Annotated in this window: 22 protein-coding genes; 9 read left to right on the forward strand and 13 right to left on the reverse strand. The window is 42.5% G+C overall.

Annotated features, from left to right (window positions below; translation table 11 throughout):
* Positions 1-6: 6 nt before the first annotated feature.
* From QL886_RS03250 to queC, 3 genes are all read right to left on the reverse strand, one after another.
* A complete protein-coding gene (locus QL886_RS03250; protein WP_114700306.1) occupies positions 7-504 on the reverse strand; it encodes a peroxiredoxin in 498 nt (165 codons plus the stop codon).
* A gap of 175 nt (positions 505-679) precedes the next feature.
* Entirely contained in the window at positions 680-1,009 is a 330-nt protein-coding gene (locus tag QL886_RS03255) for a hypothetical protein (protein WP_179798272.1), read from the reverse strand.
* 344 nt (positions 1,010-1,353) lie between these two features.
* Positions 1,354-2,130: a 7-cyano-7-deazaguanine synthase QueC gene (queC, locus tag QL886_RS03260; protein ID WP_101205716.1), complete on the reverse strand. Its 777-nt coding sequence runs from the start codon at positions 2,128-2,130 to the stop codon at positions 1,354-1,356.
* Between the two features lie 287 nt (positions 2,131-2,417).
* Between queC and ttcA the strand changes: the two genes are divergently transcribed.
* The gene (ttcA, locus tag QL886_RS03265; RefSeq protein WP_290177624.1) at positions 2,418-3,587 is read left to right on the forward strand and encodes a tRNA 2-thiocytidine(32) synthetase TtcA; all 1,170 of its coding nucleotides are present in this window, start codon (positions 2,418-2,420) and stop codon (positions 3,585-3,587) included.
* 125 nt (positions 3,588-3,712) lie between these two features.
* Here ttcA and QL886_RS03270 read toward each other — a convergent pair whose 3' ends face one another.
* The 6 genes from QL886_RS03270 to ccoN all read right to left on the reverse strand — a co-directional run bounded on the left by QL886_RS03270 (position 3,713) and on the right by ccoN (position 9,903).
* The gene (locus QL886_RS03270) at positions 3,713-4,294 is read right to left on the reverse strand and encodes a FixH family protein (protein ID WP_057760810.1); all 582 of its coding nucleotides are present in this window, start codon (positions 4,292-4,294) and stop codon (positions 3,713-3,715) included.
* Positions 4,295-4,512: 218 nt separating this feature from the next.
* On the reverse strand, positions 4,513-5,922 hold the full coding sequence (gene ccoG, locus QL886_RS03275) for a cytochrome c oxidase accessory protein CcoG (RefSeq protein WP_290177625.1): 1,410 nt from the start codon (positions 5,920-5,922) through the stop codon (positions 4,513-4,515).
* A 527-nt stretch (positions 5,923-6,449) separates the two neighbouring features.
* Positions 6,450-7,595 carry a c-type cytochrome gene (locus QL886_RS03280; protein ID WP_290177692.1) on the reverse strand — a complete coding sequence of 382 codons (1,146 nt, stop codon included), beginning with the start codon at positions 7,593-7,595 and terminating at the stop codon, positions 6,450-6,452.
* The gene (locus QL886_RS03285; protein ID WP_290177626.1) at positions 7,595-7,774 is read right to left on the reverse strand and encodes a cbb3-type cytochrome c oxidase subunit 3; all 180 of its coding nucleotides are present in this window, start codon (positions 7,772-7,774) and stop codon (positions 7,595-7,597) included. Before QL886_RS03285 ends, QL886_RS03280 begins: the two co-directional genes overlap by 1 nt.
* Positions 7,774-8,412, reverse strand: a complete 639-nt coding sequence (ccoO, locus tag QL886_RS03290; protein WP_290177627.1) for a cytochrome-c oxidase, cbb3-type subunit II — start codon at positions 8,410-8,412, stop codon at positions 7,774-7,776. Before ccoO ends, QL886_RS03285 begins: the two co-directional genes overlap by 1 nt.
* 9 nt (positions 8,413-8,421) lie before the next feature.
* Positions 8,422-9,903, reverse strand: coding sequence for a cytochrome-c oxidase, cbb3-type subunit I (gene ccoN, locus QL886_RS03295; RefSeq protein WP_057760799.1), 1,482 nt, complete (start codon positions 9,901-9,903; stop codon positions 8,422-8,424).
* Positions 9,904-10,769: 866 nt separating this feature from the next.
* On the opposite strand from ccoN, the gene QL886_RS03300 reads away from it, so the two are divergent.
* On the forward strand, positions 10,770-11,159 hold the full coding sequence (locus tag QL886_RS03300; protein ID WP_057760797.1) for an SCP2 sterol-binding domain-containing protein: 390 nt from the start codon (positions 10,770-10,772) through the stop codon (positions 11,157-11,159).
* 144 nt (positions 11,160-11,303) lie between these two features.
* Here the strand turns inward: QL886_RS03300 and QL886_RS03305 are convergent, their stop codons facing one another.
* Positions 11,304-12,278, reverse strand: a complete 975-nt coding sequence (locus QL886_RS03305) for a hypothetical protein (RefSeq protein WP_201547824.1) — start codon at positions 12,276-12,278, stop codon at positions 11,304-11,306.
* 443 nt (positions 12,279-12,721) lie between these two features.
* Here QL886_RS03305 and QL886_RS03310 point away from each other — a divergent pair, with 443 nt between their 5' ends.
* The 3 genes from QL886_RS03310 (at position 12,722) to QL886_RS03320 (ending at position 15,170) form a co-directional block, all read left to right on the forward strand.
* Positions 12,722-13,957 (forward strand): lipoprotein-releasing ABC transporter permease subunit, encoded by a 1,236-nt coding sequence (locus QL886_RS03310; RefSeq protein ID WP_102092330.1) that lies wholly within the window; start codon positions 12,722-12,724, stop codon positions 13,955-13,957.
* Between the two features lie 57 nt (positions 13,958-14,014).
* A complete protein-coding gene (lolD, locus tag QL886_RS03315) occupies positions 14,015-14,695 on the forward strand; it encodes a lipoprotein-releasing ABC transporter ATP-binding protein LolD (protein WP_057760792.1) in 681 nt (226 codons plus the stop codon).
* A gap of 169 nt (positions 14,696-14,864) precedes the next feature.
* Positions 14,865-15,170, forward strand: a complete 306-nt coding sequence (locus QL886_RS03320) for a hypothetical protein (protein WP_057760791.1) — start codon at positions 14,865-14,867, stop codon at positions 15,168-15,170.
* Positions 15,171-15,243: 73 nt separating this feature from the next.
* On the opposite strand, the gene QL886_RS03325 is transcribed toward QL886_RS03320, so the two are convergent.
* Positions 15,244-15,819: a DUF2062 domain-containing protein gene (locus tag QL886_RS03325; RefSeq protein WP_227522947.1), complete on the reverse strand. Its 576-nt coding sequence runs from the start codon at positions 15,817-15,819 to the stop codon at positions 15,244-15,246.
* Between the two features lie 245 nt (positions 15,820-16,064).
* On the opposite strand from QL886_RS03325, the gene QL886_RS03330 reads away from it, so the two are divergent.
* From QL886_RS03330 to QL886_RS03345, 4 genes are all read left to right on the forward strand, one after another.
* The gene (locus tag QL886_RS03330; protein ID WP_290177628.1) at positions 16,065-19,022 is read left to right on the forward strand and encodes a ComEC/Rec2 family competence protein; all 2,958 of its coding nucleotides are present in this window, start codon (positions 16,065-16,067) and stop codon (positions 19,020-19,022) included.
* Between the two features lie 222 nt (positions 19,023-19,244).
* Positions 19,245-20,297 (forward strand): signal peptide peptidase SppA, encoded by a 1,053-nt coding sequence (gene sppA / locus QL886_RS03335; RefSeq protein WP_238069481.1) that lies wholly within the window; start codon positions 19,245-19,247, stop codon positions 20,295-20,297.
* Between the two features lie 281 nt (positions 20,298-20,578).
* Complete coding sequence (locus tag QL886_RS03340; RefSeq protein WP_290177629.1) at positions 20,579-21,469, forward strand: alpha/beta hydrolase; 891 nt, start codon at positions 20,579-20,581, stop codon at positions 21,467-21,469.
* A gap of 68 nt (positions 21,470-21,537) precedes the next feature.
* Positions 21,538-22,326, forward strand: coding sequence for a CPBP family intramembrane glutamic endopeptidase (locus tag QL886_RS03345; RefSeq protein ID WP_290177630.1), 789 nt, complete (start codon positions 21,538-21,540; stop codon positions 22,324-22,326).
* Positions 22,327-22,407: 81 nt separating this feature from the next.
* Here the strand turns inward: QL886_RS03345 and dusA are convergent, their stop codons facing one another.
* Together dusA and QL886_RS03355 are read right to left on the reverse strand one after the other, a co-directional pair.
* Entirely contained in the window at positions 22,408-23,391 is a 984-nt protein-coding gene (gene dusA / locus QL886_RS03350; protein ID WP_290177631.1) for a tRNA dihydrouridine(20/20a) synthase DusA, read from the reverse strand.
* A 112-nt stretch (positions 23,392-23,503) separates the two neighbouring features.
* Positions 23,504-24,808, reverse strand: coding sequence for an MFS transporter (locus QL886_RS03355; protein ID WP_290177632.1), 1,305 nt, complete (start codon positions 24,806-24,808; stop codon positions 23,504-23,506).
* Positions 24,809-24,972 lie beyond the last annotated feature (164 nt).

The raw sequence follows: 24,972 nt of genomic DNA on the forward strand, positions 1-24,972 counted from the left end.
CAGTAATTATGGCGCCAATATAGTCAGTAAGCGACTGGTATAGTCTTTAGCACGTAAGTTACGCTGAGCATGAGTCAGCTCACTGTTTTTATCGAATACAAATGCCGAACGTACAAGGCCTAACGTAACTTTGCCGTACATATTTTTTTCTTTGATAACATCAAAATACTGGCATAGCTTTTCATCAGTATCACTGATGAGTGGAATCTGTAAGTCATATTTGTCGATAAATTTTTCATGAGATTCAACACTATCACGAGAGACGCCAATAATGTCGTAGCCCAATTCATCAAAGTCATGAAGGTGCGAGGTAAACTCTGTTGCCTGTGTGGTGCAGCCTGGCGTGTTGTCTTTGGGATAAAAATACAGAATAAGGCCTTTATCGGTATTGGCAACCATTTCTTTTAAATTGATTTCATCATGAATAAAATTACCAGCAAGCTTGCGTACTATGGTTACTGGGAAATCAGGTAGGTGAATGGTTTCTGTTGTTGGCTTGGCCATTGTAAAATCCTTATTAGTTTTAGTTGTGTGTATTGGCTTAATGATGGTTCTATTTATAGTGTTCTTATTATAGGCAGATTAGTAGAAATAAATAATCAGTTTTACACTTTGCCCATTCATTGGCAACAAAAAAGACTGGCAATAGCCAGTCTTTTGTATATCAAACGATTAGAGGTTAAGCAGGTTTTTGTGGCTTCTTCAAATCCAAGCCAACGGTGCACTGCTGCAAATCTTTTTGCATCGCTTTCACATATGGCAGATTAGAAGGGTCTTTCTTATCTTGCGCGTAGCTTTCGATTTCCCACATTTGACCGATAGTCATGTTGCTGCGCACACCAATAGTACAGTTACATAGTTTGGTTGCGTTGCTTTTGTCAGCGACTTTATATTTGACTGCGCCATTGACACATGAATTGATATTATCTTGCTTAATGTCAGCAGCGTTAGCTTGTGGCAAGGCAAACAGGGCCGCTAAGGCTAGGGGTAGTACTGGCAAAAACTTCATAAATTTCCTCTTACGGGTAGCGTCAATTTTTTATCTTTTGCTCAATGCAAAGTCAACTCATCAATATATGAGTGACCGATATCGTCATGTACATCTTTCGATAAATATAATCGTTCATACGATAGCAAGTATGTCGATTAGAATACAAGAACGACGTGCTGTGTTAATGCAAGCGAATGTTGCGCGAATGTTGATGGGTATCGTCATTCCACGCAATATTTAGCGTTAATACATAGTTGTCTTAATATGCTTTGGGTACAAGGGAGATAAGTAGACGTACTACAAGTAGTGGACTAAGCACGCCTGATACCGTATCCAACTGATATAGGACCGACTAAAATTAATTAAGACTGATAATGAGTAGGGTCGGTTACGCCAGCTTGGGCAAAGCCCTGACGACGCAGTGCGCAGCTATCACAAACACCGCAAGCAAGACCATTGGCATCTGCACGATAACAAGAAATCGTCTGGCCGTAATCGACACCTAATGACAGACCAAGCTCAATAGTTTGGGCTTTTGATAATTGCTGCAATGGCGTTTGAATCGATAAGCGATGGCCAGTAACGCCCGCTTTTGTCGCGAGATTGGCCATATGTTCAAAGGCAGCTATATACTCTGGGCGACAATCAGGATAGCCAGAATAGTCAACTGAGCTGACACCGATGACAATATGATTTGCATCAGCGACTTCGGCGACTGCTAACGCGTACGATAAGAATATTGTGTTGCGCGCAGGCACGTAGGTATTAGGAATAGCGTCGTTATCGATTTCGTCGCGCTTTTTGCTAGGGAATTTGTCCGAATCACCGTCTGGCACGATCATACTGTGGTCTGTTAATGATGAGCCACCCAGTTGTGCGATATCAATATCGATGATTCTATGATTGACGCCTGCTGTCTCAGCGATGGTCTTTGCGGCCACAAGTTCACTATTATGACGCTGACCATAGTTAAAGCTGACTGCTGTCACTGATGCATAGCGTGCTTTTGCCCAATATAAGCAAGTCACCGAATCGAGACCGCCAGATAAAAGGACAACCGCATTTTGGCTTTTGGTAAGGGCAGCTAAATCAGCATCTGATACTTGATTGGGGGTGTTTTGCAAAGTAACGTTAGTCATAGTGATATCTATTATTGGTTTACGAAAACGGCTATTTTAGCAAAAATACGTCTACTACAGAACCACGAAGCGACCAATCACCCGTCACTAAGCTGCTAAAGCAAATTTAAACAGCATCGTAATAAAATAAAGTCGGTATTACTGTCATCTTTTCAATCTGTTAGCAATATTTGTTATAATCGCAGCTTTTAAAGTATCAGTCACATAACATTGGTGATAATGCTTTAAAAGCCTTATCGCAAATCGCTTTATAGTAAAACCACCCTTATAAAGATATTGAGTAACTTATGACCGCAGCAACCTTATTTACGCCAAATATTCCTTCTCAAGCTGATGATGTATCTGATGCAACGAGCTTTGATACTCAGGCTTTAGACATCAGTACTGACAGTAGAGAGTACGATGACGTCTCTGAAGATGGCAATGATGAGGACATGATTGATGAGCAGTTTGCCGATGCGCAAGCACCTACCGAATCAGCGTACTTTCGTAAACTACAAAAGAAGCTGCGTCGCCAAGTCTCTTGGGCAATCCGCGATTTTAATATGATCGAAGATGGCGATGTGGTGATGGTCTGTGTTTCGGGTGGTAAAGACAGCTATACCTTACTCGATATTTTATTGCTGCTAAAACGCATTGCACCGATTCATTTTGATATCTTCGCTGTCAATCTTGATCAGAAGCAGCCAGGCTATCCGGAAGACATTTTACCTGCGTATCTAAACGAGCAGGGCATTGCCCACTATATTTTAGAAAAAGACACATATAGCATCGTCAAAAGTGTGGTGCCAGAAGGCAAGACTTACTGCTCTGCGTGCTCTCGTCTGCGCCGCGGCTCACTATATGGCTTTGCTAAACAAATTGGCGCGACTAAGATTGCCCTTGGCCATCATCGTGACGATATGCTAGCGACCTTCTTTTTGAATTTATTCCATGGTGGTGCGCTCAAATCCATGCCGCCCAAACTGCTGAGTGATGACAAGCAAAATATGCTGATTCGCCCATTGGCCTATGTCGAAGAGAAAGACATTATTGAATATGCCAAATTAAAGGAATTCCCAATCATTCCTTGTAACCTATGTGGCAGTCAAACCAATCTACAGCGTGCCATCATCAACGATATGCTGCGTGAATGGGATGATGCTCATCCGCAGCGTTTGGCTTCTATCTTTAAGGCCATGCAAAACGTCGCGCCATCACAGTTAGCTGATCGTGAATTGTTTGATTTTGAAACACTCAGTCTTGACCGTGATAACGATGAGCGTTTATTTGAAGGCGACAATATTCAAGCTGGGCAGACAGATAGTTTGGCTGAGATTGGTTTACCTGTCTCGCCAAGGACGCAAACGTTCAATCCTAAGTTCGCTAGTGACAAGCCTTATTCAACAGAGACGGACAAAGCCGCGCAAAACGAGCGTAAAGCACAGAAAATCCCAACGATTAACCCTGTGATTTAGTAGTTATGAATCAGGGTTATATTAAATAGTACCTATTCATTAGTAGAATATTAAATAGCTCAAAAAAAACCAGCCGATCTCTGACGAGCGGCTGGTTTTTTTATGTCTAGATGCTACTAACAGCATTAACTTTTAGCAAAAACGGGTAGCGGGTCAAAGCTGACCTTTGAACGAGGCAGTTTTGCGACATCTTGCATACGCCAATCATCTTTACCGTCGTTGCTAACCTGTAGGTAATATTTGGCTTTTACAGGATCAATATCGACTTGTGCGCTGTATTTATTTCCCTCAACATGCTTAAGGACAACATCGCGGTCTTTTTTGATATCCGTCGCATGAGAAATAGAAAGTTCCAACGTATCAGGATAAGTAAGTGGTGTGCCGTTTAGCAGCTTGCCTGACTGGACGCTTTGCTCAGGGTAGTTAAGATAAAACACAATATCGCCATTTTCTGCAAACTGCATTTGTCCATGCAAGTCTAAGTCATACGTGAGCTTATCACGGGATACATCATGATAGAGCGTTTTGCCATCCATATACCAGTCGTCACGTACCACGCTATCACGGATCTGGTAAGAGTAATAAACAAACCAAATACAAGCGATCACGACCGCAGCAGGCATGCCAATCACAAAGATAACGACCATGTAATTTTTATACCATGGCTGCTTATCTTGATGTTTAAAGTTCGGTGCTGGAGTAGACATAAAATACCTATGCATCAGATACGCATTCAATAGATAGCTGTTCATTAGACATCTACAAATGGTATCAACGGATAATTCGGCGGCTAAGTGCTGCCAGTTTAATGATAAAACGTGTATCCAATAGCCTTTCGCTAGAACAATTAGTTATTTAATTACTTGCACTAGCTACAGACTACCGAATGATATACATGAAATTAAACAATAGGTCTGCTAATCATTTACTGACCTTGGGTCGTAAAGATATTTTGCTTACTTACCTTGTACTTACCGTTTTCGCTGCTCACATTTAGCGTGACAGGCGTTTGGCCAAACTCTATCACATCAGGATCACCATAAATACTGACTGGCATATCAAAGCTTTCGCCTGCTTCTAACGGTACATCATTAAAGCGCAGCTCTAAGCTCAACCCTTTTTGCGGTGCTAGTGTTATCGTGTAGGTATGAGTATCCTGTGTCTTATTGGTTAGCTTAACGATATAGCTGTTTTCGATCATGCCTTGATTATTGATAGACGACAACTGATTACGGTCACGGCGGATATCAATCTCTAAGGGCACGCGATCGGTTAACGCATATATCACACCGCCACATAGCACAGCTAATAACGTCAAATAAGCAAATAATCGTGGGCGTAGTACGCGGCTTGGCTCTTTTTCTGCTAACTGACGTTCGGTCGTATAACGAATCAGTCCACGCGGATAGCCGACCTTGTCCATCACTTCGTTACAGGCATCAATACAAGCTGCACACTGGATACAGCCAACTTGCAAACCATCACGAATATCGATACCAGTAGGGCAGACCTGCACACACATGGTACATTCAATGCAATCGCCTAAGTGCTCTGGATTTGTGCCTTTTTTACGGGCACCACGTGGCTCACCGCGTTCATAATCATAAGATACGATCAATGTGTCTTTATCAAACATCACACTCTGAAAGCGGCCATAAGGACAAATCTGTACACACATCTGCTCACGCATGTAGCCTGCATTGGCATAAGTAGCAAAGGTGAAGATAAACATTGAAACCCATACCCACGTTGGCCAGTCAGGGAATGGAATTACTCCTATTGACTGCCAGCTATGATATAGAGAGTCTGTTCCCGCCACATAACTAACAAAGGTCGCTGCTGTAATCACAGAAAGCAAAAACCAAACTGAATAGACAACTGTGCGCTTGAACACTTTGCTCGCACTTAACGGTGCTTTATCAAACTTGATACGTTTATTACGATCGCCAATTACCCATTTTTCAACATATTGGTATAGATGCGTCCATATCGTTTGAGGACAGGCGTAACCGCACCAAACGCGTCCTGCATATACCGTCACCATAAACAGCGTAAACGCGGCAATAATGGCAAATGCAGCAATAAAATAGAAATCTTGCGTCAAAAACGTCATGCCAAAAATATAATAATGCTGCGATGGCACATCAAACCATATCGCTTGTCTATCATTATAGCGCAGCCATGGCAAAAGTAAAAAAGCCGCCAAAAGAGCATACATCGTGATGACACGAATATTTTGATAAAAACCTGTTACAAACCTTGGGTGTACACGATGCTTGGTTGCATCAAGATCGACTTGTTGTACAGGAATTTTATTGGATTGTTGTGCTGACATAAACGTGCCTCTTTAAAAAAAGAATCAGTCTGCTGGCATGATGAACAAACACCTCTAGCGTCGAGGTATATGAGTGTATGATGTTATCAATGTCAGTAAATAGCGGATAGAAAATGCAATAAAAAATCTTCTAATCTGCTTACCAAATGATCGATTGTAAATATAGTCGGTTCAACATAGTTTTGATGCAAGGAAAGGGGAGCAAAGGTACTACAAATAGTAGACTAAACAAGCCTGCATCTAATTTATGTGAAATTGACTATCGTGTTATGTGATTGAGTCAGAGCGATATAAAGCCATGACCAATAGACTATTTTAAAAAATAGCTATTTTAGCATTCTCCTTACTAATAATGGGGTGATAATCATAAAAAGCAACGAATATATGAGAACGATTTCTAGTGTTTATAGCCGCTCATCATTGTCATTTCTAAATGAAAATCAATACCACTATACGAAAAAGGGAGAACTGCAATAACAGTTCTCCCTTCATTAAATCTCGTCCATATTCAGTACAGTAACAACGTCTTAGTTAGCAGTTGCTTCTTCAGTTGCTACAGGCTGAGTAGCTGCAGTAACTGGTGCTGATTCAGGTGACTTGCCTGTTTTATCTGATAATGAGTAGATATAAGCAGCAAGTAGCATGATACGCTCATTACCTAGCTTAGTTTCCCACTGAGGCATAACGCCAGCACGGCCATAACGTAATGTGTTACGTACAGTCTCACGCTCACCGCCATATAACCAGATATTGTCAGTCAAGTTCGGTGCACCTGCTGAAATCATACCTTTACCGCTTTCAGAGTGACATAGTGCACACTGCTGCTTAAAGATAGCTTCGCCTTGATTAACCAAAGTTTGGTCAAGTTCACCGTTACTCTTACTACCGTTGTTTGGAGATAGTGACAATACATATTCAGAAGCTGCACGTACACCGTCTTCGCCGATCTGATCGCGCCAAGCAGGCATACCGCCGATACGACCATTGTGTAGCGTGGTCAGAATGTTGCTAGCTTCGCCGCCATATAACCAATCATTATCTGTTAGGTTAGGGTAGCCTGTCGCACCTTTAGCGTTAGAGCCATGACATACAGAACAGTTCTGTAGGAACAAGCGGCTACCAACTTTTAAAGCATTTGGATTTTCAGACAGTTTTTCGACATAAGGAGCAAGTTCTGCAACTTTTTCGTCAATTTTAGTCTGTAGATCTGCTGGCGGGTTTTCGCTACGACGCATGGTCGCTTGTAACTCGTTTAGCGTACCAAGTGTCGCAGTCGCACCTGCAGCATCTGCTTTTACCAAAATGCTTTTTTCAAAGTTATCGGTAAATACTTTGTTGTTGCTTTCAAGCTCACTGAACAACTCGTTTTTAGAGGTCCAAGGTACCGTTTCGCCATCGACTTCTACTGTGGCAATACCGTCCCAATGCTTAGGGAACATGGCTGGGAAAAACACCCAGTAAGCGATGCCCCAGACGATTGAGCCAAAAAATATCACTAACCACCACTTGGGCAGGGGTTTGTCGTATTCTCGGATGCCATCATATTCATGACCTGTTGTACCGTCTTCTTCTACTTCTGGCTTGTACTTTAGAACCATCAAAAGGACGCCAAGAATAAATAGCCAACAAGCAAAACTAAATACAGTGATCCAAGAACTCCAAAAAAATGTCATCATTTATCCTTATTGCGCTGCTCTTCAGACAGAGATTTTATATCCTTGTCATCAAGCGCAAGTTGTGCATCTTCTTCGAAGCGTTTTTTGTTTTTTGGCGAATACGCCCACCATGCAACGCCTACGAAGGCAATAAAGGCAGAAACGGTCGCAATTGTTTGTAATTCACCAATACCCATTAGCGCTGTCCTTCCATTGCGGTACCTAACTGCTGTAGATAGGCGACCAAAGCGTCAAGCTCAGTAGCGCCAAGCACTGCATCTGGAGCGCCTTCAATGTCTTCTTCAGTATAAGGAACACCGAAGCGATCGCGGAATAGACGCATTTTAGCTTGAATGTTTTCGCCATCTACTTCGTTAGTCGCCAACCAAGGGAAACCTGGCATAACTGACTCAGGCACTAGCGAACGTGGATTGATCAAATGTTGCTTTTGCCAATCTTCAGAATAACGGCCACCAACACGTGCTAAATCTGGTCCAGTACGTTTCGATCCCCATAAGAATGGATGATCCCACGTCGACTCGGCGGCACGTGAATATGGTCCATAACGTTCAACTTCTGCACGTAATGGGCGAACCATTTGAGTATGACAAACGTGACATCCTTCACGGATATAAATATCACGACCTTCAAATTCAAGCGCTGTCCAAGGCTCCATGGCAGGAAGGGGAGCGTTCACCCCACCTTCTTCAGGACCGTTGTTGTCATAGATCAATGGCACGATTTCAACTAGCGTTGCAAAACTAATAGCAATCACGATACCAATGACTAACAAGCCTGTATTTTTTTCAATAATTTCATGCGGTGTACCAGCCATGATCGCTCCTTATACGTTAGCTGTCGAAGGTTTTTCGACACTAGGTTCATGATCCGTTGGATCAGCGACATCTACAGGCTTACCTTCTGGCATTTTGAGTGTTTTATAGCAGTTATAAGCCATTACAAACATACCCGATACATATAAGAAGCCACCAAATGCACGGCCAATATATGGAAAATGCGAGAATTCAACAGTATCAACGAAGCTATATACCAAAGTACCGTCTGGGTTAGTAGCAAGCCACATCATGCCTTGGCCAATACCTGAGATCCACATAGACACGATATAGAAAATCGTTCCTGCAGTCGCAAGCCAGAAATGCGTGGTGATTAAGCTGATAGAGTACATCTTCGGTTTGTTATAAATACGTGGTAACAGTACGTATAGCGAACCAATGGTAATCATACCAACCCAGCCAAGTGCGCCTGAGTGTACGTGACCAACTGTCCAATCAGTATTATGCGATAGCGCATTCACTGTTTTAATAGACATCATTGGGCCTTCGAACGTCGACATCGCGTAGAACGACAATGCAACAATCATAAAGCGAATGATTGGATCGGTACGCAGCTTATCCCAACTACCTGATAGCGTTAGTACACCGTTAATCATACCACCCCAAGATGGTGCGAACAGGATGATTGAGAAGACCATAGCAAGAGACTGCGTCCAATCAGGAAGCGCTGAATAATGCAAATGGTGACCACCGGCCCACATATATGAAGCAATCAATGCCCAAAAGTGAACGATAGACAAACGATAAGAATAGATAGGACGGCCAATCTGTACAGGAACGAAATAATACATCATTCCAAGGAAGGCTGCCGTTAAGTAAAAACCTACCGCATTATGCCCGTACCACCACTGCACCATCGCATCAGTTGCACCGCCAAATAGCGAATAAGATTTGAACGCGCTAACTGGAATCGCCATGCTGTTTACGATGTGTAGTAGTGCAATCGTAATGATGAAAGCGGCAAAGAACCAGTTAGCCACATAGATATGTGAGGTTTTACGTTTGATGAGCGTACCAAAAAATACAATGGCATAAGAGATCCATACCAAGGCAATTAGGATATCGATCGGCCACTCAAGCTCAGCGTATTCTTTAGTTGAGGTCAAACCTAGAGGAAGGGTAATAACAGCGGATACGATAACCGCTTGCCAACCCCAAAAGGTAAACCAAGCCAAATATGGCGCAAATAAACGCGTCTTACAGGTACGCTGAACGATGTAGTAAGACGTTGCGAACAGGGCAGAGCCACCGAACGCAAAAATCACCGCATTGGTATGCAGTGGTCTTAAACGACTAAAGGTCAGCCATGGAATGTCAAAGTTGAGTGCTGGCCATGCTAACTGTGAAGCAATGAACACACCAAGACTCATGCCGACGATGCCCCAAACGACAGCCATGATCGTAAAAAATCTTACGATAGTAATTTCATACTCACGGTCAACTGGGGCGACTGCTGTGTTTTGTAAACTCATTGGATGATTCCTTTACAGCCCGAATTATCAACAGAATTAACCAACAATCTATGTTGTCTGCACTATAAATACTCTCAAATCTGTATTTATACTAGCGCCAACACATGTTGTTTTTTGGCTTATTTAGCGCAATGACGTCATTAACTATCGATTTAGGCCCTTACTGTCTATTAGTTAATACTAATAAATAGAAATAGGCATTTCGTACATCTTACTTAAGGTCAATCGATAGTAGGATTGTTAATAGATCATCAAGGTAAATAAGAAGACGCGCCGTTTTGAGCATCAAACATCTCATAAGGCTAAATATGTATCTTAATTATTACGAAAAAATCTGTACTAATGAAGATAGATACCCATATCTATAGGGCTATTAAAACGCATTGACCATAGACGTATGCTAGCGGCGGCTGACAAAAAACACGATTATGTAATGTTTGGTTAAAACTCCCGACTCTGTTTAAGGGTATTGTAACGCAATCCTAATTAAATATCATCAGAACTATGCGCCAAAATACAAACTCTTTGGTATAAATGTTAGCGAGCAACTTATTATTGCTGTGCTACTCCTCTATTTTATACACAATTTTGTCACTATTCTAGATGCTTATTTTGATTGAATAGGGGAAGCGCTCGCTAGACATAAGCGTAGGCTTGCAAAGAAATTTTGTAACAATAACATTGCTGAGCCGATAAATAGGTTTTACTTCTTATCAAGTCGCCCTTTATAATGAGGCTGAACGTCATTAATGGCTATGTATCGCATAGGTCTATTGATAGCAATCATTTTAATAATTCTAATAGTTAGGCCAATAGTGCCTCAAGGGATATTGGTCTGACAGAATATCAATTAAGGATAATATAATATGGCAGTTTTTTTGACAGATGAATGGTTTGAGCAAGTAGAAAAAATGGGCAACGAAGCAGGTGAGTTAAATTTACCACCAGTACTTGCCAATATGGTCGTCAACCTAAAAGTGGCTGAAGCTGATAAAACTATCGAAGCCAATTTTGCAAATGGTTTGCTGCATCGTGGCTTAAATGATAATGCAACGACGACGCTGCTATTAGATCGCGATATCCTACAGTCTATCATCACTGATTTTGATACCAACCAAATCATGGGTGCGTTTATGAGTGGCAAAATCCGTGTCGAAGGCGATATGTCACAGCTAATGGCCGTACAGACTGCACGTCCAAGCGCAGAGCAAAAAGAGCTATATACTCGCATCAAATCAATGACGACGATGGCTTAATCATATACCTATACGATTTTTACGTTACGTTTTGCATTGAAAGAATTCATAAGACACAGAAAAGCCCCTAATTCATATTAGGGGCTTTTTTATTGCGTAAGTACATAAGTAAGCATGAAAGCTAGAGAAGATTTCTCAAACAGGCTAGCTAGCTTTTGATTGCTGCGTCACATTTGATTGGTTTTCTTTGTATATCGCTGCTTGTAGCCATACGTTCGCTTGAACGTAGTCATGTACTTTAATACTATTAGTTTCAGCAGTATTAAGCGCACCGATACGCACTACAAAAGGATCTGCATCTTGCTCACGTAGCGTTACCACATCAAACAATATGATAGATTTACCGTTAAACACGGTTTCTTGCTTGCCAAGCACTTGCCCCTGACACCAAGCTTCGTCTTCTTGTCCTAGCGTATCGCCAAACAAGTAAGCGCACATATGGCCTAAATTAATCTCAACAGGTGCCATTTGCTCTTTGGTTTCAGGTTTCCATTCACTGATTTGCTCTTGCAGATCATCAGGGATTTTTCCGTCATTTGCTGCCACGATGTCATTAAAGGCACGGTGATAACGGATAGACTCTTGATCTTCTACCATGATGACTTCGTTTTGCTCGCTTAGCTTAATTTCGTGCGCCCAAGCACTAAAGTTGACATAATAAGAGGTGTCGCGCTGATATAGATGACGGTTGGTCGTATAGAGCTGATCAAACGCATAAATAATGCTGCCATCAGCAGTACGTAAGCGCAACACGGCATCGTGCGAGTTGTCATTGGCGATGACACGCTCAATTTTGCAGTTCAATCCGTAAGGACTATCGACACAAGGATAGGCATTGATAAAGCATTCTGGCTTACCATCTTTCATCGCGAGCACTTGATTAATATGGCATGGCTGATCTTCTGATAAAAGCAGGCAGCTGTCTTTTGCACTGACGTTGTTGTTCAGGCCTTTAGGCATCGCTGCGACTTCGATCATTTTTTGTAGCCATTCAGGCACATCATGACTCATATCATCGGTCAGAATACGCCAGTGATCGGCGTGACCTGCAGACTGCTCATCGGTCAACGTGATCTTGGTGGGAGATTGAATGTTTTTGTATTGATAATTTATGGTCATGAAAATACTCAAAATTAAGTCAGCGTGAGGTTTGTATCTAATACTGTGTTTGCTTGTGTACCATCCAACATTTTAAATGATTGGTTTATGATGGTCAGCAGCCTAGCCAGTAAAAGATCAGAAACCTCAATGAGGGGTTAATGACAATTGTCTTTAGCATATAATATATAGGTATTGGTACAGCTAATAGCAAGCCCCCTATAAAAAATAATAACAAAACCCAGTTTTTTGGTAAAAAATACTCTCAGTTGTTGCTAATGACTGGCACATATCAGCTAGTTTGTGTCAAACTAGCTCCCTTTTGACAGCTGTTATTGGCTCGTCTGACACCCTGTTTTTGTGTTTGATTTATATGTGAGTAGTAGCAACTGTATGATGCATTTACTACTGCTCGTTATGCAACCTATATAAAGTCGCACGTAGATAAGATAAAGAGTTTGAATATGTTTCGTCCTTTAGCGTTATTTATCGGCTTACGATATACCCGAGCAGAACGTAGTAATGGCTTTATCTCCTTTATATCACTCATCTCGATGATTGGTCTGACGCTTGGGGTTGCCGTATTGATTACGGTGCTATCAGTGATGAACGGCTTTGACCGTGAACTGAAAACCCGTATTTTGGGAATGGTACCGCAGGCTACTGTGGTCTCATCAGAAATTATTGGCGACTGGGAACAGCTAGCCGATCAGATCAAAGAAGACCCAGAAGTGGCAGCTGTGGCACCATTCATTCAACTGCAAGGGATGCTGACATCAAATGGTCAGGTCGCAGGGATCATGGTGACAGGCGTCGAGCCTGAATACGAAAAAAACGTCTCCATCATCAATGAACATATGATTGAAGGTAGTATTGACACTCTGAAAAGTGGTGACTTCAGTATCGTGTTGGGCGAGGAGATGGTGCAGTCCTTGGGTCTGCAAATAGGGGATAAAGTGACGCTAGTATTGCCAGAAGCGTCACCATCACCAGCAGGCGTGATACCGCGATTTAAGCGTTTTACTCTGACAGGCATCTTTACGATCAGCCCAGAAGTAGACAGCCTTATGGCGTTTATCCCGATGGGAGATGCGGCAAAATTACTGCGTTTACCAGAAGGTGCGCAGGGCGTACGCATGAAGCTTAACGATATCTTTACTGCGCCGATAGCTGCAGAAAAAGCGGCTGCGATAGCACCTGAGAAGCTATATCCAAATGACTGGACACAGACTCATGGCAATCTGTTTGGGGCAATTCAAATGGAAAAAGCCATGGTCGGCCTATTACTATTTTTGATTATCTTAGTTGCTGCTTTTAATATTGTCTCAAGTCTAGTCATGCTAGTGACCGATAAAAAAGCGGATATCGCAATCTTAAAAACCTTTGGTGCGTCTCCTCGTTTGATTACGCAAGTCTTTATGGTCCAAGGTGTGGTTATCGGGGTTATCGGTACTATCGCTGGTACGATACTGGGTGTGATATTTGCGCTTACGGTCAGCGATATTTTAGGCTTTATTAACCAAGCCTTTGGTCTGAACCTATTTGATGCGTATTTTGTCAATTACTTGCCATCACAGCTGCGTTTGTTAGACGTGGTATTAATCACAGGTGCGTCGTTTGTACTGAGCTTTTTGGCAACGATTTATCCAGCGCGCCGAGCAGCTAAGATTCAGCCTGCTCAAACGCTACGCTATGAGTAATCGCAAACGCCTAAACATCGAAATAAATACCGAAATAAATAAAATAAAGGAAGCGCTATGTCTGCCATTTTAGAGGCGACCAATATCAATAAGATATATGATGAAGGCGCGGTCAGTACACAAGTATTGACTGGTCTTGATCTGACTGTTCATGCGGGTGAGCGCATCGCTATCGTTGGAACCAGTGGTTCAGGTAAAAGTACGTTGCTACATTTGCTTGGTGGTCTAGATACGCCAACCAGTGGTGAAGTTTGGTTGCACGGTCAGCTATTAAATAGCATGAATGAAACTGAGCGCGGTGCAATGCGAAATAAGCATTTGGGCTTTATTTATCAGTTTCATCACCTGTTGGCAGAGTTTACAGCAATCGAAAACGTAGCCATGCCATTGCTGATGCGTCCAGAAGTATCAACGACTGATGCTCGTAAGCAAGCGGTTGAGATTTTGGAAAATGTCGGTCTTGAGCATCGTTTGATGCATAGACCAGGTGAGCTATCAGGTGGCGAGCGCCAACGTGTGGCAATTGCACGTGCGCTAGTGACTAAGCCATCGCTTATTTTGGCAGATGAGCCAACAGGTAACTTGGACTATGATAATGCACAAAGCGTCTTTGGCCTGTTGTCAGAGCTACAAAGCACCATGCAAACCGCGCTACTTATGGTGACGCATGATCGCAATTTGGCGGCGCTTGCTGACCGTCAGTTGTTGCTACGCAATGGGCATTGGGAACAGTATTAATAATTTTTTATATTAGGTCGAGAAATTGACCGAAACGCCATCTGTTTGCGTTTTTCAGGACTGTTACGTTAAAGGTTTATTGTTGTATTATTAAGAAAATATATCATAGAAACTAGCGATTAAGCGGTTGTGAGCCAGCCGCCTTATCTATTTTATAAGGATGCGTAAAATGCGTGAAGATGATAATCCAATTGCGGCTTTTGGCAGTGCAGAAGAAGGTGATGAGCCGTTAAAGCCTTACATCGATCCAACTTTGTTTGAAACGCTCGATAGACAGGCGCAAACCGAGCTACTGACTCCTGTGTTTGATGCCATCACTTTGGCTGGGGTTGATTACGACTTAAAAGTCCAAGATAGCGCGACAGGTAAGCGTTATACGCTCTGTAAAAATGATGAAGTCATTGAGATTGTACCGATGGATAGCAATTTCACTGACAAAGTCTTAAATGCTATAGAGAACAGTAAAGAAGAATAAGCTTTGCTAGCTAAGCTAAGCTAAGCTAAGCTAAGGCGTAAGCGTTATAGCTATATAACAAAGATAAATTGCCTTATAACTTGTCAGATTCGTCAGAAGGTTTTTGCTGACGTTTCTGCCAGCTCGCCACAGTTTTGTAACGCCAAATGGCTTTAAATGCCAAACCACAAATAAGACTGGTGACCACGGCCAAAATCGTTAGCCCGATACAAAATGCAGCAAGCGATACGGTACCGCGATAAGTAATGAACGGATTGGCACCATTTGATAATGCCCATAAGCTAAAGTCCGCAATCATTCTACCAATGAATCGTAAGCTAATCACAGGTGCATCAATGATCTTTGCACCGATATAATATCCAGCATAAAATATTGGCAAGCTAGTGACTGGGTTGGTAATCCATGTCAAACCAAGCGCCATAGGGACATTGGCACGAAAAATAAGCGAGCCAATAAGTGCCAGCAACATCTGTCCTGGCAGTGGAAAAAATGCACTTAGTACACCGATATATACGGCCTTATTTAGGCTGTGTCGATTAAAATGCCATAACCTTGGATCAGCCAAGTGCGGTGCAAACAGCTTTAAAGTGCGACTTTCTAAGATTTTCTCTGGTGTAGGAAGTAGGTCTTTTAGACGTTTTTGGGGCACAGGATCGCCTTTAATCATTAACTACAGTCTACTCAATGGTATTGAGAAGCTGGTATAAAGTAATATATGGTGAGTAGGATAAAGGTTAGAACACACAGAATGGTGGTGTCAGATAGTTACCACCTAATACGTTGCCTCAGTATAGGGTAATATAAATATAAATGCTATTGCATCGCGTGCCATTTGCTATAGTAAGTAACCATATTTGGCCGAATAATATTTAAGTCATCAAGCAAGGAGTGCTGGTGTACTGGTTGATTGGTAGCCTCATAATTACAGTTATGATGGGCGTATTGGCAGTCGCAGATAATGTGATATTGCCAACTGACTTATCCTTGCTAGAGACAGTTGGTACGTCTAATCTGTCGTTGGCGCTGATTGGATTTGCCACTTTTCTGTTGGCGTCTGCTCAATTCAACATACCCTCGATAGACAGCCACAGCGCTGATAACAACACCTTTAACAATGCATCTCGTCATACTAAACCTCCTTTCCGAATTATTAGACACTTAGTCTTAGCTTTGTTAGCGACTGTGTTAGTGATAGGCAGCGCACTGCAAGCTTTGGTTACTCATCAACGAGCAGAAAGCACTGAAGTAACTGCACCGTTACGAGTACAAGCACTCGTGCGTATCGAAGGGTTGAGCGACAGTGTTTATGATGCCACTACAGACAGCGGTTATCGCCAAGTAGCAGTGATAACAAACATCACTCCATTAGTAGCTGAGCTAACGCCGATAGAATTAGCAACTAAAACATCCGACTACTTAGATGCAAATAAAAATAGCCTAAGCACTAATCACGATATTAATTCCAATGAAGTTAGTCTCAAAGTTAGCGAACACCGAATCTTACTTAACGCCTATCCAAGAAAGTCTGCAAATGATAGTCAGCTTACATCCTTAAACGATTTGCAGCCCGGTGATGAGGTATTCATGAGCCTAGCATTGGCGCCGTTGGCTACTTCTGAGCAAGCAGTCAATAACCCTACTGGTTTTGACAGTTATCGCTGGTTGCGAGGTCGGCATATTGATGGCGTTGCAAATATTTTGGCCATGAGTCCTACATTGGTAAATAGTAGCGAAATTAGCAATGAAATCAGCGCTGAAAAATATTCGAAGCAGTCGCTAGACTCTGATTCATATCTTCAGCGCTTTCGTACTCGTATTGATCAAGGGCGTTGGCGATTACGACAGCATTTTTATCAAGACTGGTCAGCACAAACGACAGCAGAACAACAAGCAAAAGCCGTGACATTAAGTCTGCTTACGGGTGATCGTAGCTTGATTAATCGTGATACTAAGGATTTATATCAACTGGCGGGTATCTCACATCTGCTCGCTATTTCAGGTACGCACGTACTGTTTTTAGCTATTGTGCTAGCAGGTATAGCCGTACTGCTGTTTGATCGTAATTATTCGGCGATTTACCGTCGTATTCCGCGCTGGCAAGTGCGCTGGTGGGTAATGATCGGTGCCGCTTTTATTTATGCGCTATTTACTGGTTTTGACGTGCCTGCTGCCCGTACGGCTTGGATGTTATTAGCGATTGGATTCGTTAGACTAACATTACTTCCTATCAGTACGATGCGCGTGCTATTGGCATTGGCTATATTTATGGCTTGGCATGACCCTTACGTATTATGGCAGGCGGGATACTGGCTATCTTTTATTGCAGTGGCGTTATTACTCAAGTATGACGATAAGTCGTATGAGCACCAAACTACTGCTACAACGAATTTATACGATGATAAGCCACGTACTCATCTCAATAACGCGCTATCTAACCGTGTTTGGCAAACGATCAAGCGTGTATTTAAACTACAGTTTTGGCTGTTTCTTACTTTATTACCCGTTACGTTGCTTTTATTTGGTAAGGCGTCGTTATGGGGACTTTTTATCAATTTATTTGCTATCGGGCTATTTGGTTGGGTGATTGTACCGCTCAATCTATTAGCAGGACTATGTTACCTTCTGGTGCCGAGTATCGCGGATACCATTTGGATAGTTATCAGTACGATAGTCGGTCATCTACACAATCTGATGAGTTGGCTGACGTCATTGCCAGCGCTATCGGATGCATGGCTCTATACACCAGTTAATATCGCGATACTATCGATGGCTTTGCTAAGTGCATTGCCTTGGCTGTTGCCACGAGGTTTACTCAGTCGTTGGTTAACGTTGCCACCATTGACGTTGCTGATGATGACGGTGTATGCCAATCAGCAGTCATTTGTCACGATGCCGACCCTATATATTTTGCCGACAGGTGATTCGTATATAACGGCGGCATTGCTACAATATCCTACCGTCAATGAAGACAATACCAATTGGTTGTTCTTAGCTGATCATAGACCAGCCTCTACACGAACGATGCCAAGCAGCCTGACAGCAGACAAATTATCTAAAAATTTAGAGCAGCAACTGGGCAGTTTATCTGTCAATAAGTTAGAGAGCATTGTCGTGCAGAGTAGCAGTGTCGGCCTGACTGATACATTAATTCCTGACGATAAGAATATTGCTAATACCAAAAATTCTGAATTACTACCGATGATTGTTGCTCAATTAAATGACCGGTTAGCCATTAGCCAATATTGGCAAGCAGGACGCTCTGATCGTTGGTCTGCATTTCAGCAAGCTTACAAAACAGTTAAGCAGTCTGAAGATACGCCCACTATCAGTGCCCAACGTTGTGAGCAAGGCAAAATATGGCAGTCGGCCAACGATGAATTGTCAGTACAGGCCATCACTGGTTGGACTAAGATAGGTGATACCAGCGTTTGGGATTGTACGATTGCTCTTGATACTAACTTGCCTATACGCGTTCTAAGATACAATGCGGCAGATCCACTCAACTCGTTACCTGCCAATTCACCTGTTAGCCCTCAAGTACAAGTAGCATCTAACAAGTTAACTAGCAAACAGTCAGAGTCCCAGTCACGTCTGATTTTAAATGCTGATACTCATCAACGCGTTTGGCAAATGTGGGCATTACTATGTTCAGCTGAATCAAATAATGATGACATGCTATTCAAAAATACACGTTGGCTTGGTCATAGTGCCTCGCAAATTACAGGCGATATCACAAGTCGTCAGAGAATCGATGAAGTTATAACCTATGATAATAAGCCGTTAGAAGCTGCATTATCGCTAAATAACATTAATAGCACTCCCAATGCCGAAACTACTCACCCTCAAAAATAAGGCTTATATTACCAGCGTTACAATATAGTGATATTTCACAGTTATACTATTGAACCATTATCGAAATACCACCATACTTAGCAGCCTATTAATACAGGTCACTGACTATTAACATAGGTCACAGATATGGTGAGACAGTATCAGGTATATATCACCGTTCTAGCTGTATTTCTCGACAACCTCATTTTATTGTTTTAGATTGTTTCTAACTTAGGAAGTTATATGCCCAACTGGCCACCAGACCCTAACAAACGTCCTGATAACTCGGCAAATCAGCCAACGCAACCGCAGCAACCAAGCCCGCCAAGTGGACAAGAATGGAAGGTGCTGGAAAACACGTTATTAGCGAGTGTGGTTGAGCAGCGCCGCGCTCGTCGCTGGAGTATCTTTTTTAAACTACTGACCTTTGGTTATATCTTATTGATATTTTTGACCCTTGGTCGTGGTTGCAGCAGTACGCCAACAGGTATGGACGCAGTCGATACTAGCGATCCACATTTAGCAGTGGTTGAGCTGCAAGGCGTCATCAGTAATGACGATGTGGCTAATGCGTATGATGTCAATGAAGCATTGAGAGACGCTTTTGCAAATAGCAACTCAAAAGCAGTGGCATTGGACATTAACTCACCTGGCGGTTCACCGGTACAGTCTGACGAGATTTGGCAGACCATGATGGACTTACGCCAAGAATACCCAGACAAAAAGCTTTATGCGGTGATTGGTGATATCGGTGCGTCAGGTGCTTATTATATTGCGTCTGCTGCAGATGAGATTTATGTCAATCCATCAAGTTTGGTCGGCTCTATCGGTGTCATTATGCCAAGCTATAACGTCAAAGGTTTGATGGACAAAGTTGGCGTAGAAGATCGTACGATTACGGCTGGTGAGTATAAAGATATCTTAAGCTTATCTCGTCCGTTGACTGATTATGAAGAAAACCATGTCGAAAAAGTACTAGCAAACACGCACAAGCATTTCATCAATGCTGTCAAAGAAGGTCGCGGTGACCGTCTGAAGAATCCTGAGCAAAACAAACTATTCTCGGGGTTATTCTGGACAGGTGAACAGTCTATTGAGCTAGGCTTAGCAGACAAAACAGGTAGTATCACAAGTCTAAGTAAGCAACTAGATCTAGATACGATCATTAGCTATAGCCCAACTGATCCGTTCCAAATGTTTATGGATCGTTTTGCAGTAAAGTTAGGTGCAGGTATTGGCTCTAGCGTTAGTCTCGACGTATTGCCACAAGAAAGCAACACTGGGCAGATGCGTTAAGCGTTTTATGTTTTAGATATAATGTGTATGATTGTTAAGGCTGAGCATATAATTGTGCTCAGCCTTAATTGTATGCAATACCAAATAAAAAACCTTGGTCTGAGTGATAGCCTGATTAAATTAGCTATACAACTATAACCATCAAACACAGTCGTCAAATTTGCCATATAAACATGGTTGGTTTTGATTAGGGTAGTTTTGATGCTGTTGATTTTAATAATGGTACAAGGTTCAATCATTAACAATAATATATAACATAAACGATCCCACGAGAGTCTGTCATGAGTGATGAAGTAAATTTGCAGTCCTTTACTAAACTGCCTGTCTCTAAAATAACCAATAAACCTGTGCTGCATTTTGCCCATGCTAATGGAATGCCAAGCGCGGTATATGAGCCATTTTTTAAAGGTTTATCAGAATTTTTTACGATTGAGTATATTGCGATGTTGGGTGATACGCCCGATTATCCAGTCGATGATCATTGGCGTAGTTTGACGCAGCAAATCATCGATAGCGTAAAAAATGCCTGCGAAGAGCATGGCGTAGCGCAGGTGGTAGGAGTGGGGCATTCGCTTGGGGCCATGTGTACGTTGCAGGCCACGTATCGTCAGCCTGATTTGTTTGCACAAGCGGTGCTTATGGACCCGCCTTGGATTTATGGCAAAGTCAGCTTGTTGTGGCATTTGGCAAAGACAGCAGACAGATTACCGCTTATGAATAATCGTCTGATGGACAAACTATCACCAGCTGGCGTGTCCAAACATCGCCGTGATGTGTGGGATAGCCGAGATGAAGCATATGAGAAAATGCGACATAAAGGGTTTTTTAAAAATTTTGATGAGCGTAGCTTTCAAGGATATATCGATCACGGCTTACATGAGCGCGCGGATGGCAAAGTGACATTGGCTATCCCTAAAGCTAGCGAAGTTGCTGTGTTCCGTACCAATCCATCTTGGTATTGGCTGGCACCGAATCGTGGTCCTAAAGTGCCTGTGACTTTAATTATTGGTCAAGACAGTATCTTTTTGAAACGTCGCTTTCCGCAGCAGATAAAATCGCGCTTGGGTATTCCTTATGAGACTCACAAAGGAGGGCATATGTTCCCACTTGAGCATCCAGAGTCTGTCTCAACGCAGGTGTTAGGATTGATTAAGCAGCAATTGTCCAACTAAACGCAACATATCATTAGTTATGCTTGTAATAGATATGAGCTGCCAGAGTATTTTTAAGTGATACCTTTATGCCAAAAAACCTAACTGCGTCATCTAGTACGACTGCCTCACCTAAGTCTCTGCCGCTATTTTCGCGTGTGGGTACATTCGTACTAACAGTAGGAATGGTGCTTGCGTTTTTTATCAGTCAGTTGGTAGGTGTTTATGTCGCTGGCAAGTTGGTATTACCTGCCGATGAAAGGACATCGATAGGGCGTATATTCTTTTTCGGTAGTAATGACGGAACGGTCGTGAGCCTGTCTATACTTATCGGCTGTGTATTGCTAGTGGCAATTAGCGTGCTTATTATTCGTTTCAAAGGTGGCAGTCTGCGTCAATATTTAGCACTAAAACCGTTCTCACTGTCGGTGGGTATAGGAATGCTTGGGCTGCTACTGATATTTATGATTGCCAGTCAGGCACTAACGTATGTACTCGATATGACACCACTGGTGTTTGTCGATCCTCTCTATCAGTCTGTCATTTCGGTTTGGCTATTGGTGTTTGCCATGGTCGTCGTCGCACCAATTTATGAAGAGGTTATCTTTCGCGGTATATTGTGGTCAGCCATCGCAGAACGGTTCACGGCACCATCCTATTCAGCGAATTATGGGGCGATTGTCGCCAGTATTGTAACAAGTTTGATATTTGCTGTGATCCATGTGCAGTATGGTATCTATGAGATTAGTACCATCGTAGTGTTAGCATTGATATTTTGCTATGCACGGATTAAGTCGGGCTCGCTATTACTGCCAATCGTACTACACATTGTCAATAATGGTGCAGCGATGTGGCAGTATATTGCGCAAGCGGCGTAGATGAAATACTGACCACCACGACGGCTGGCATGTAAATTCTGTCGAGCCAGTCAGATATAAAAATTTGGCTACGTGTTAGGGCTATGCATCAGGATTTAATAGTAGTACTTCATCGGCAGCTCGCTTGATATCATCAATCGTCAGCTGAGGTTTGCCGCTCAAGGCTTGACGCCACTTACGCGCGCCCATCAGACCTTGGAAGAGTCCTAAATAATGCCGTGTCATCGTTGGCAGCGCTTCGCCTTTTGCGAGTTGTTCTTCGAGATAGGGATAAAGCTGCGCTAAAATCTCCGAGCGCTTAGGTATTGTCTCAGGAGTTGCCTCATTCCATAAGCTATTGGCCTCTGCTAATAGATACGGATTGTGATAAAACGCCCGACCAATCATCACGCCATCGATATGCTGCAGATGCATTTTTATATCTTCAATTGTATCGATACCGCCATTGATTTCAATATCCAGCTCAGGGAAGTCCTGCTTTAGACGGTACACATCATCGTAACGCAGCGGTGGTATTTCGCGGTTTTGCTTAGGGCTGAGCCCCTGCAACCATGCCGTACGCGCATGTACGATAAAGCGGGTACAACCTGCCGCTGCGACTGTCTGCACAAAGTCCACCATAAACTCATAACTATCAAAGTCATCGATGCCAATACGATGCTTGACCGTCACTGGAATATCGACTGCAGCTTGCATATGCTTGACCAAGTCAGCGACGGTCTGAGGTTCTGCCATCAGACAGGCACCTATCTTATTGTGCTGTACGCGATCTGAGGGGCAGCCAACATTGATATTGACCTCGTCATAGCCATATTGCTGAGCAAACTCTGCGCATTGTGTCATTTCACCGATGTCTGCACCGCCGAGCTGCAATACAAGAGGATGCTCAAGCGTATCAAAGCGCAAATGCCGTGCTCGATTGCCATGTATCAATGCGCCAGTACTGATCATCTCGGTATATAGATAGGTATGTGGATTAAATAGTCGTGCAAAATAACGATAATCTGTCGTCGTCCAGTCGATCATTGGCGCAACTGAGAGGCGTTTGTTGGTCATATCAACCATGGTTATCAAGCCTTAATATCTGTGTCTTAAATAATGGATAAGGTGCAATGGATGAGATATCCCATTGCACCTTAGTTTTAAATATCGTTCAAATTAGTGACTGATTTATTATTTATAAAATAACATGGTCAATCTTTTTGAATTCGGGCAAATTATAGAAATAAAGCCCCATAATGATACCGATAGAGCCCACAAAGGCAATATATAGCGCTGGTGAGAAGCTGATAAGCGTCGTGGCGTAGCCAAGACCGAAGGGTATCAGCACACCAACGATACCGTAGGTAATATTATAACAAAAAGAAATGCCGGTGAGACGTACATTGGTCGGAAATAGCTGCACCAAAATGGCAGGCACCATGCCCACGATACCGGCACAGAAACCTAGCAGTGCATACATAATCAATATATAGTCGCCACCCGCCTGCAGATGATAAAAGAACGCCAGTGTTTGAGCGATAAGTAGAACAGAGCCAACGACCAAAATTTTACCAAAGTTCTCATGGGTTGAGATAATCCCATAAAAGACACAGCCAAGAATCATAAATACGATGCCTAAGCTATGGGAGAAGCTAAACAAGTCACTGTCTAACGTAAAGTTAATTTCTATTAGATCTGGTAGTAGTAAGACAATGACAGAGGTGATGCTAGAGATCACTAGCGTCAGTACCATACTGACGAAGATAGAGTGCTTGCAGCGTTTGAATAATACCGTAAATGGTCTACCCAAATTTTTACCAGTTTTTGGCTTATCTAATGCCAAGAAAAACGGGGTCTCTTTAACCAATCGCCATACCAACAAAGGTAGACAGGTTAGTAAAGCACCAACAAAAAATGGTAAACGCCAGCCATAATCAGTCAGCTGTACAGTGGTCATAAAGTCAGTCAACCACAGAAAAAACGCATTAGAGAAGAGTACACCTACCAAAAAGCTAGCCGTAACGTAGCTGCAAGCCACTGATAAATACTGCCTAGGCACATGCTCTGCTACAAACACCCAAGATAATGGTACGTAAAGACCAAATGCCATACCCTGTATGATTCTTAGCAATATGAATAACGCGGGTGCAAGCGCGCCCCACTGCGCATAAGTAGGCAGACATGCCATCGCTAGGAGACTACATGCGGTGACTATGATACTTAGCAATAAAACGGGTTTTCTACCTTTTATATCACCATAACGACCGATGAGAACACCTCCGATTGGACGTGCTAAATAACCGATAACAAAAAGCCCCATTCCTTGCAGTTTAGCAACTCTAGGGTCAGCATTAGCAGGAAAAATTGCCGCTGAAACAATATCTGAGATATACAAGTAAATCAAAAAATCAAAAAATATCACAGCGCTGATGAAGCTAATGAACATCACTATGTTTTTGTCTTTAGTAGACATTAGGGCGTATTGAGAACGAGACGGCATAATAGATCACATATCCACAGAGTAAAGTGGTCATTAAGACGATCATCGTTTGGATAACCGGCCATGATAAAAACGGCAAATCAAGATATATGAAAGATGATTTGCCGAAACAATAAGTTGGGTGTTTAAAATAAAAGTTTTTAAATGGTACTTTGTTTACTTGA

It is taken from the genome of Psychrobacter sp. APC 3281 (genome assembly GCF_030407815.1).
Taxonomy (GTDB): domain Bacteria; phylum Pseudomonadota; class Gammaproteobacteria; order Pseudomonadales; family Moraxellaceae; genus Psychrobacter.

What these genes read in the sequence shown, in the direction of transcription:
- ccoN (WP_057760799.1), bottom strand. Translation starts at nt 9,903, where the DNA reads ATGAGTTTACAAAACACAGCAGTCGCCCCAGTTGACCGTGAGTATGAA.
- ccoO (WP_290177627.1), bottom strand. Translation starts at nt 8,412, where the DNA reads ATGGCTGGTACACCGCATGAAATTATTGAAAAAAATACAGGCTTGTTA.
- QL886_RS03285 (WP_290177626.1), bottom strand. Translation starts at nt 7,774, where the DNA reads ATGGGTATTGGTGAATTACAAACAATTGCGACCGTTTCTGCCTTTATT.
- QL886_RS03250 (WP_114700306.1), bottom strand. Translation starts at nt 504, where the DNA reads ATGGCCAAGCCAACAACAGAAACCATTCACCTACCTGATTTCCCAGTA.
- queC (WP_101205716.1), bottom strand. Translation starts at nt 2,130, where the DNA reads ATGACTAACGTTACTTTGCAAAACACCCCCAATCAAGTATCAGATGCT.
- QL886_RS03355 (WP_290177632.1), bottom strand. Translation starts at nt 24,808, where the DNA reads ATGCCGTCTCGTTCTCAATACGCCCTAATGTCTACTAAAGACAAAAAC.
- QL886_RS03300 (WP_057760797.1), top strand. Translation starts at nt 10,770, where the DNA reads ATGGCAGTTTTTTTGACAGATGAATGGTTTGAGCAAGTAGAAAAAATG.
- QL886_RS03270 (WP_057760810.1), bottom strand. Translation starts at nt 4,294, where the DNA reads ATGTCTACTCCAGCACCGAACTTTAAACATCAAGATAAGCAGCCATGG.
- QL886_RS03280 (WP_290177692.1), bottom strand. Translation starts at nt 7,595, where the DNA reads ATGACATTTTTTTGGAGTTCTTGGATCACTGTATTTAGTTTTGCTTGT.
- QL886_RS03310 (WP_102092330.1), top strand. Translation starts at nt 12,722, where the DNA reads ATGTTTCGTCCTTTAGCGTTATTTATCGGCTTACGATATACCCGAGCA.
- dusA (WP_290177631.1), bottom strand. Translation starts at nt 23,391, where the DNA reads ATGGTTGATATGACCAACAAACGCCTCTCAGTTGCGCCAATGATCGAC.
- lolD (WP_057760792.1), top strand. Translation starts at nt 14,015, where the DNA reads ATGTCTGCCATTTTAGAGGCGACCAATATCAATAAGATATATGATGAA.
- QL886_RS03345 (WP_290177630.1), top strand. Translation starts at nt 21,538, where the DNA reads ATGCCAAAAAACCTAACTGCGTCATCTAGTACGACTGCCTCACCTAAG.
- sppA (WP_238069481.1), top strand. Translation starts at nt 19,245, where the DNA reads ATGCCCAACTGGCCACCAGACCCTAACAAACGTCCTGATAACTCGGCA.
- QL886_RS03340 (WP_290177629.1), top strand. Translation starts at nt 20,579, where the DNA reads ATGAGTGATGAAGTAAATTTGCAGTCCTTTACTAAACTGCCTGTCTCT.
- QL886_RS03255 (WP_179798272.1), bottom strand. Translation starts at nt 1,009, where the DNA reads ATGAAGTTTTTGCCAGTACTACCCCTAGCCTTAGCGGCCCTGTTTGCC.
- ttcA (WP_290177624.1), top strand. Translation starts at nt 2,418, where the DNA reads ATGACCGCAGCAACCTTATTTACGCCAAATATTCCTTCTCAAGCTGAT.
- QL886_RS03320 (WP_057760791.1), top strand. Translation starts at nt 14,865, where the DNA reads ATGCGTGAAGATGATAATCCAATTGCGGCTTTTGGCAGTGCAGAAGAA.
- QL886_RS03305 (WP_201547824.1), bottom strand. Translation starts at nt 12,278, where the DNA reads ATGACCATAAATTATCAATACAAAAACATTCAATCTCCCACCAAGATC.
- ccoG (WP_290177625.1), bottom strand. Translation starts at nt 5,922, where the DNA reads ATGTCAGCACAACAATCCAATAAAATTCCTGTACAACAAGTCGATCTT.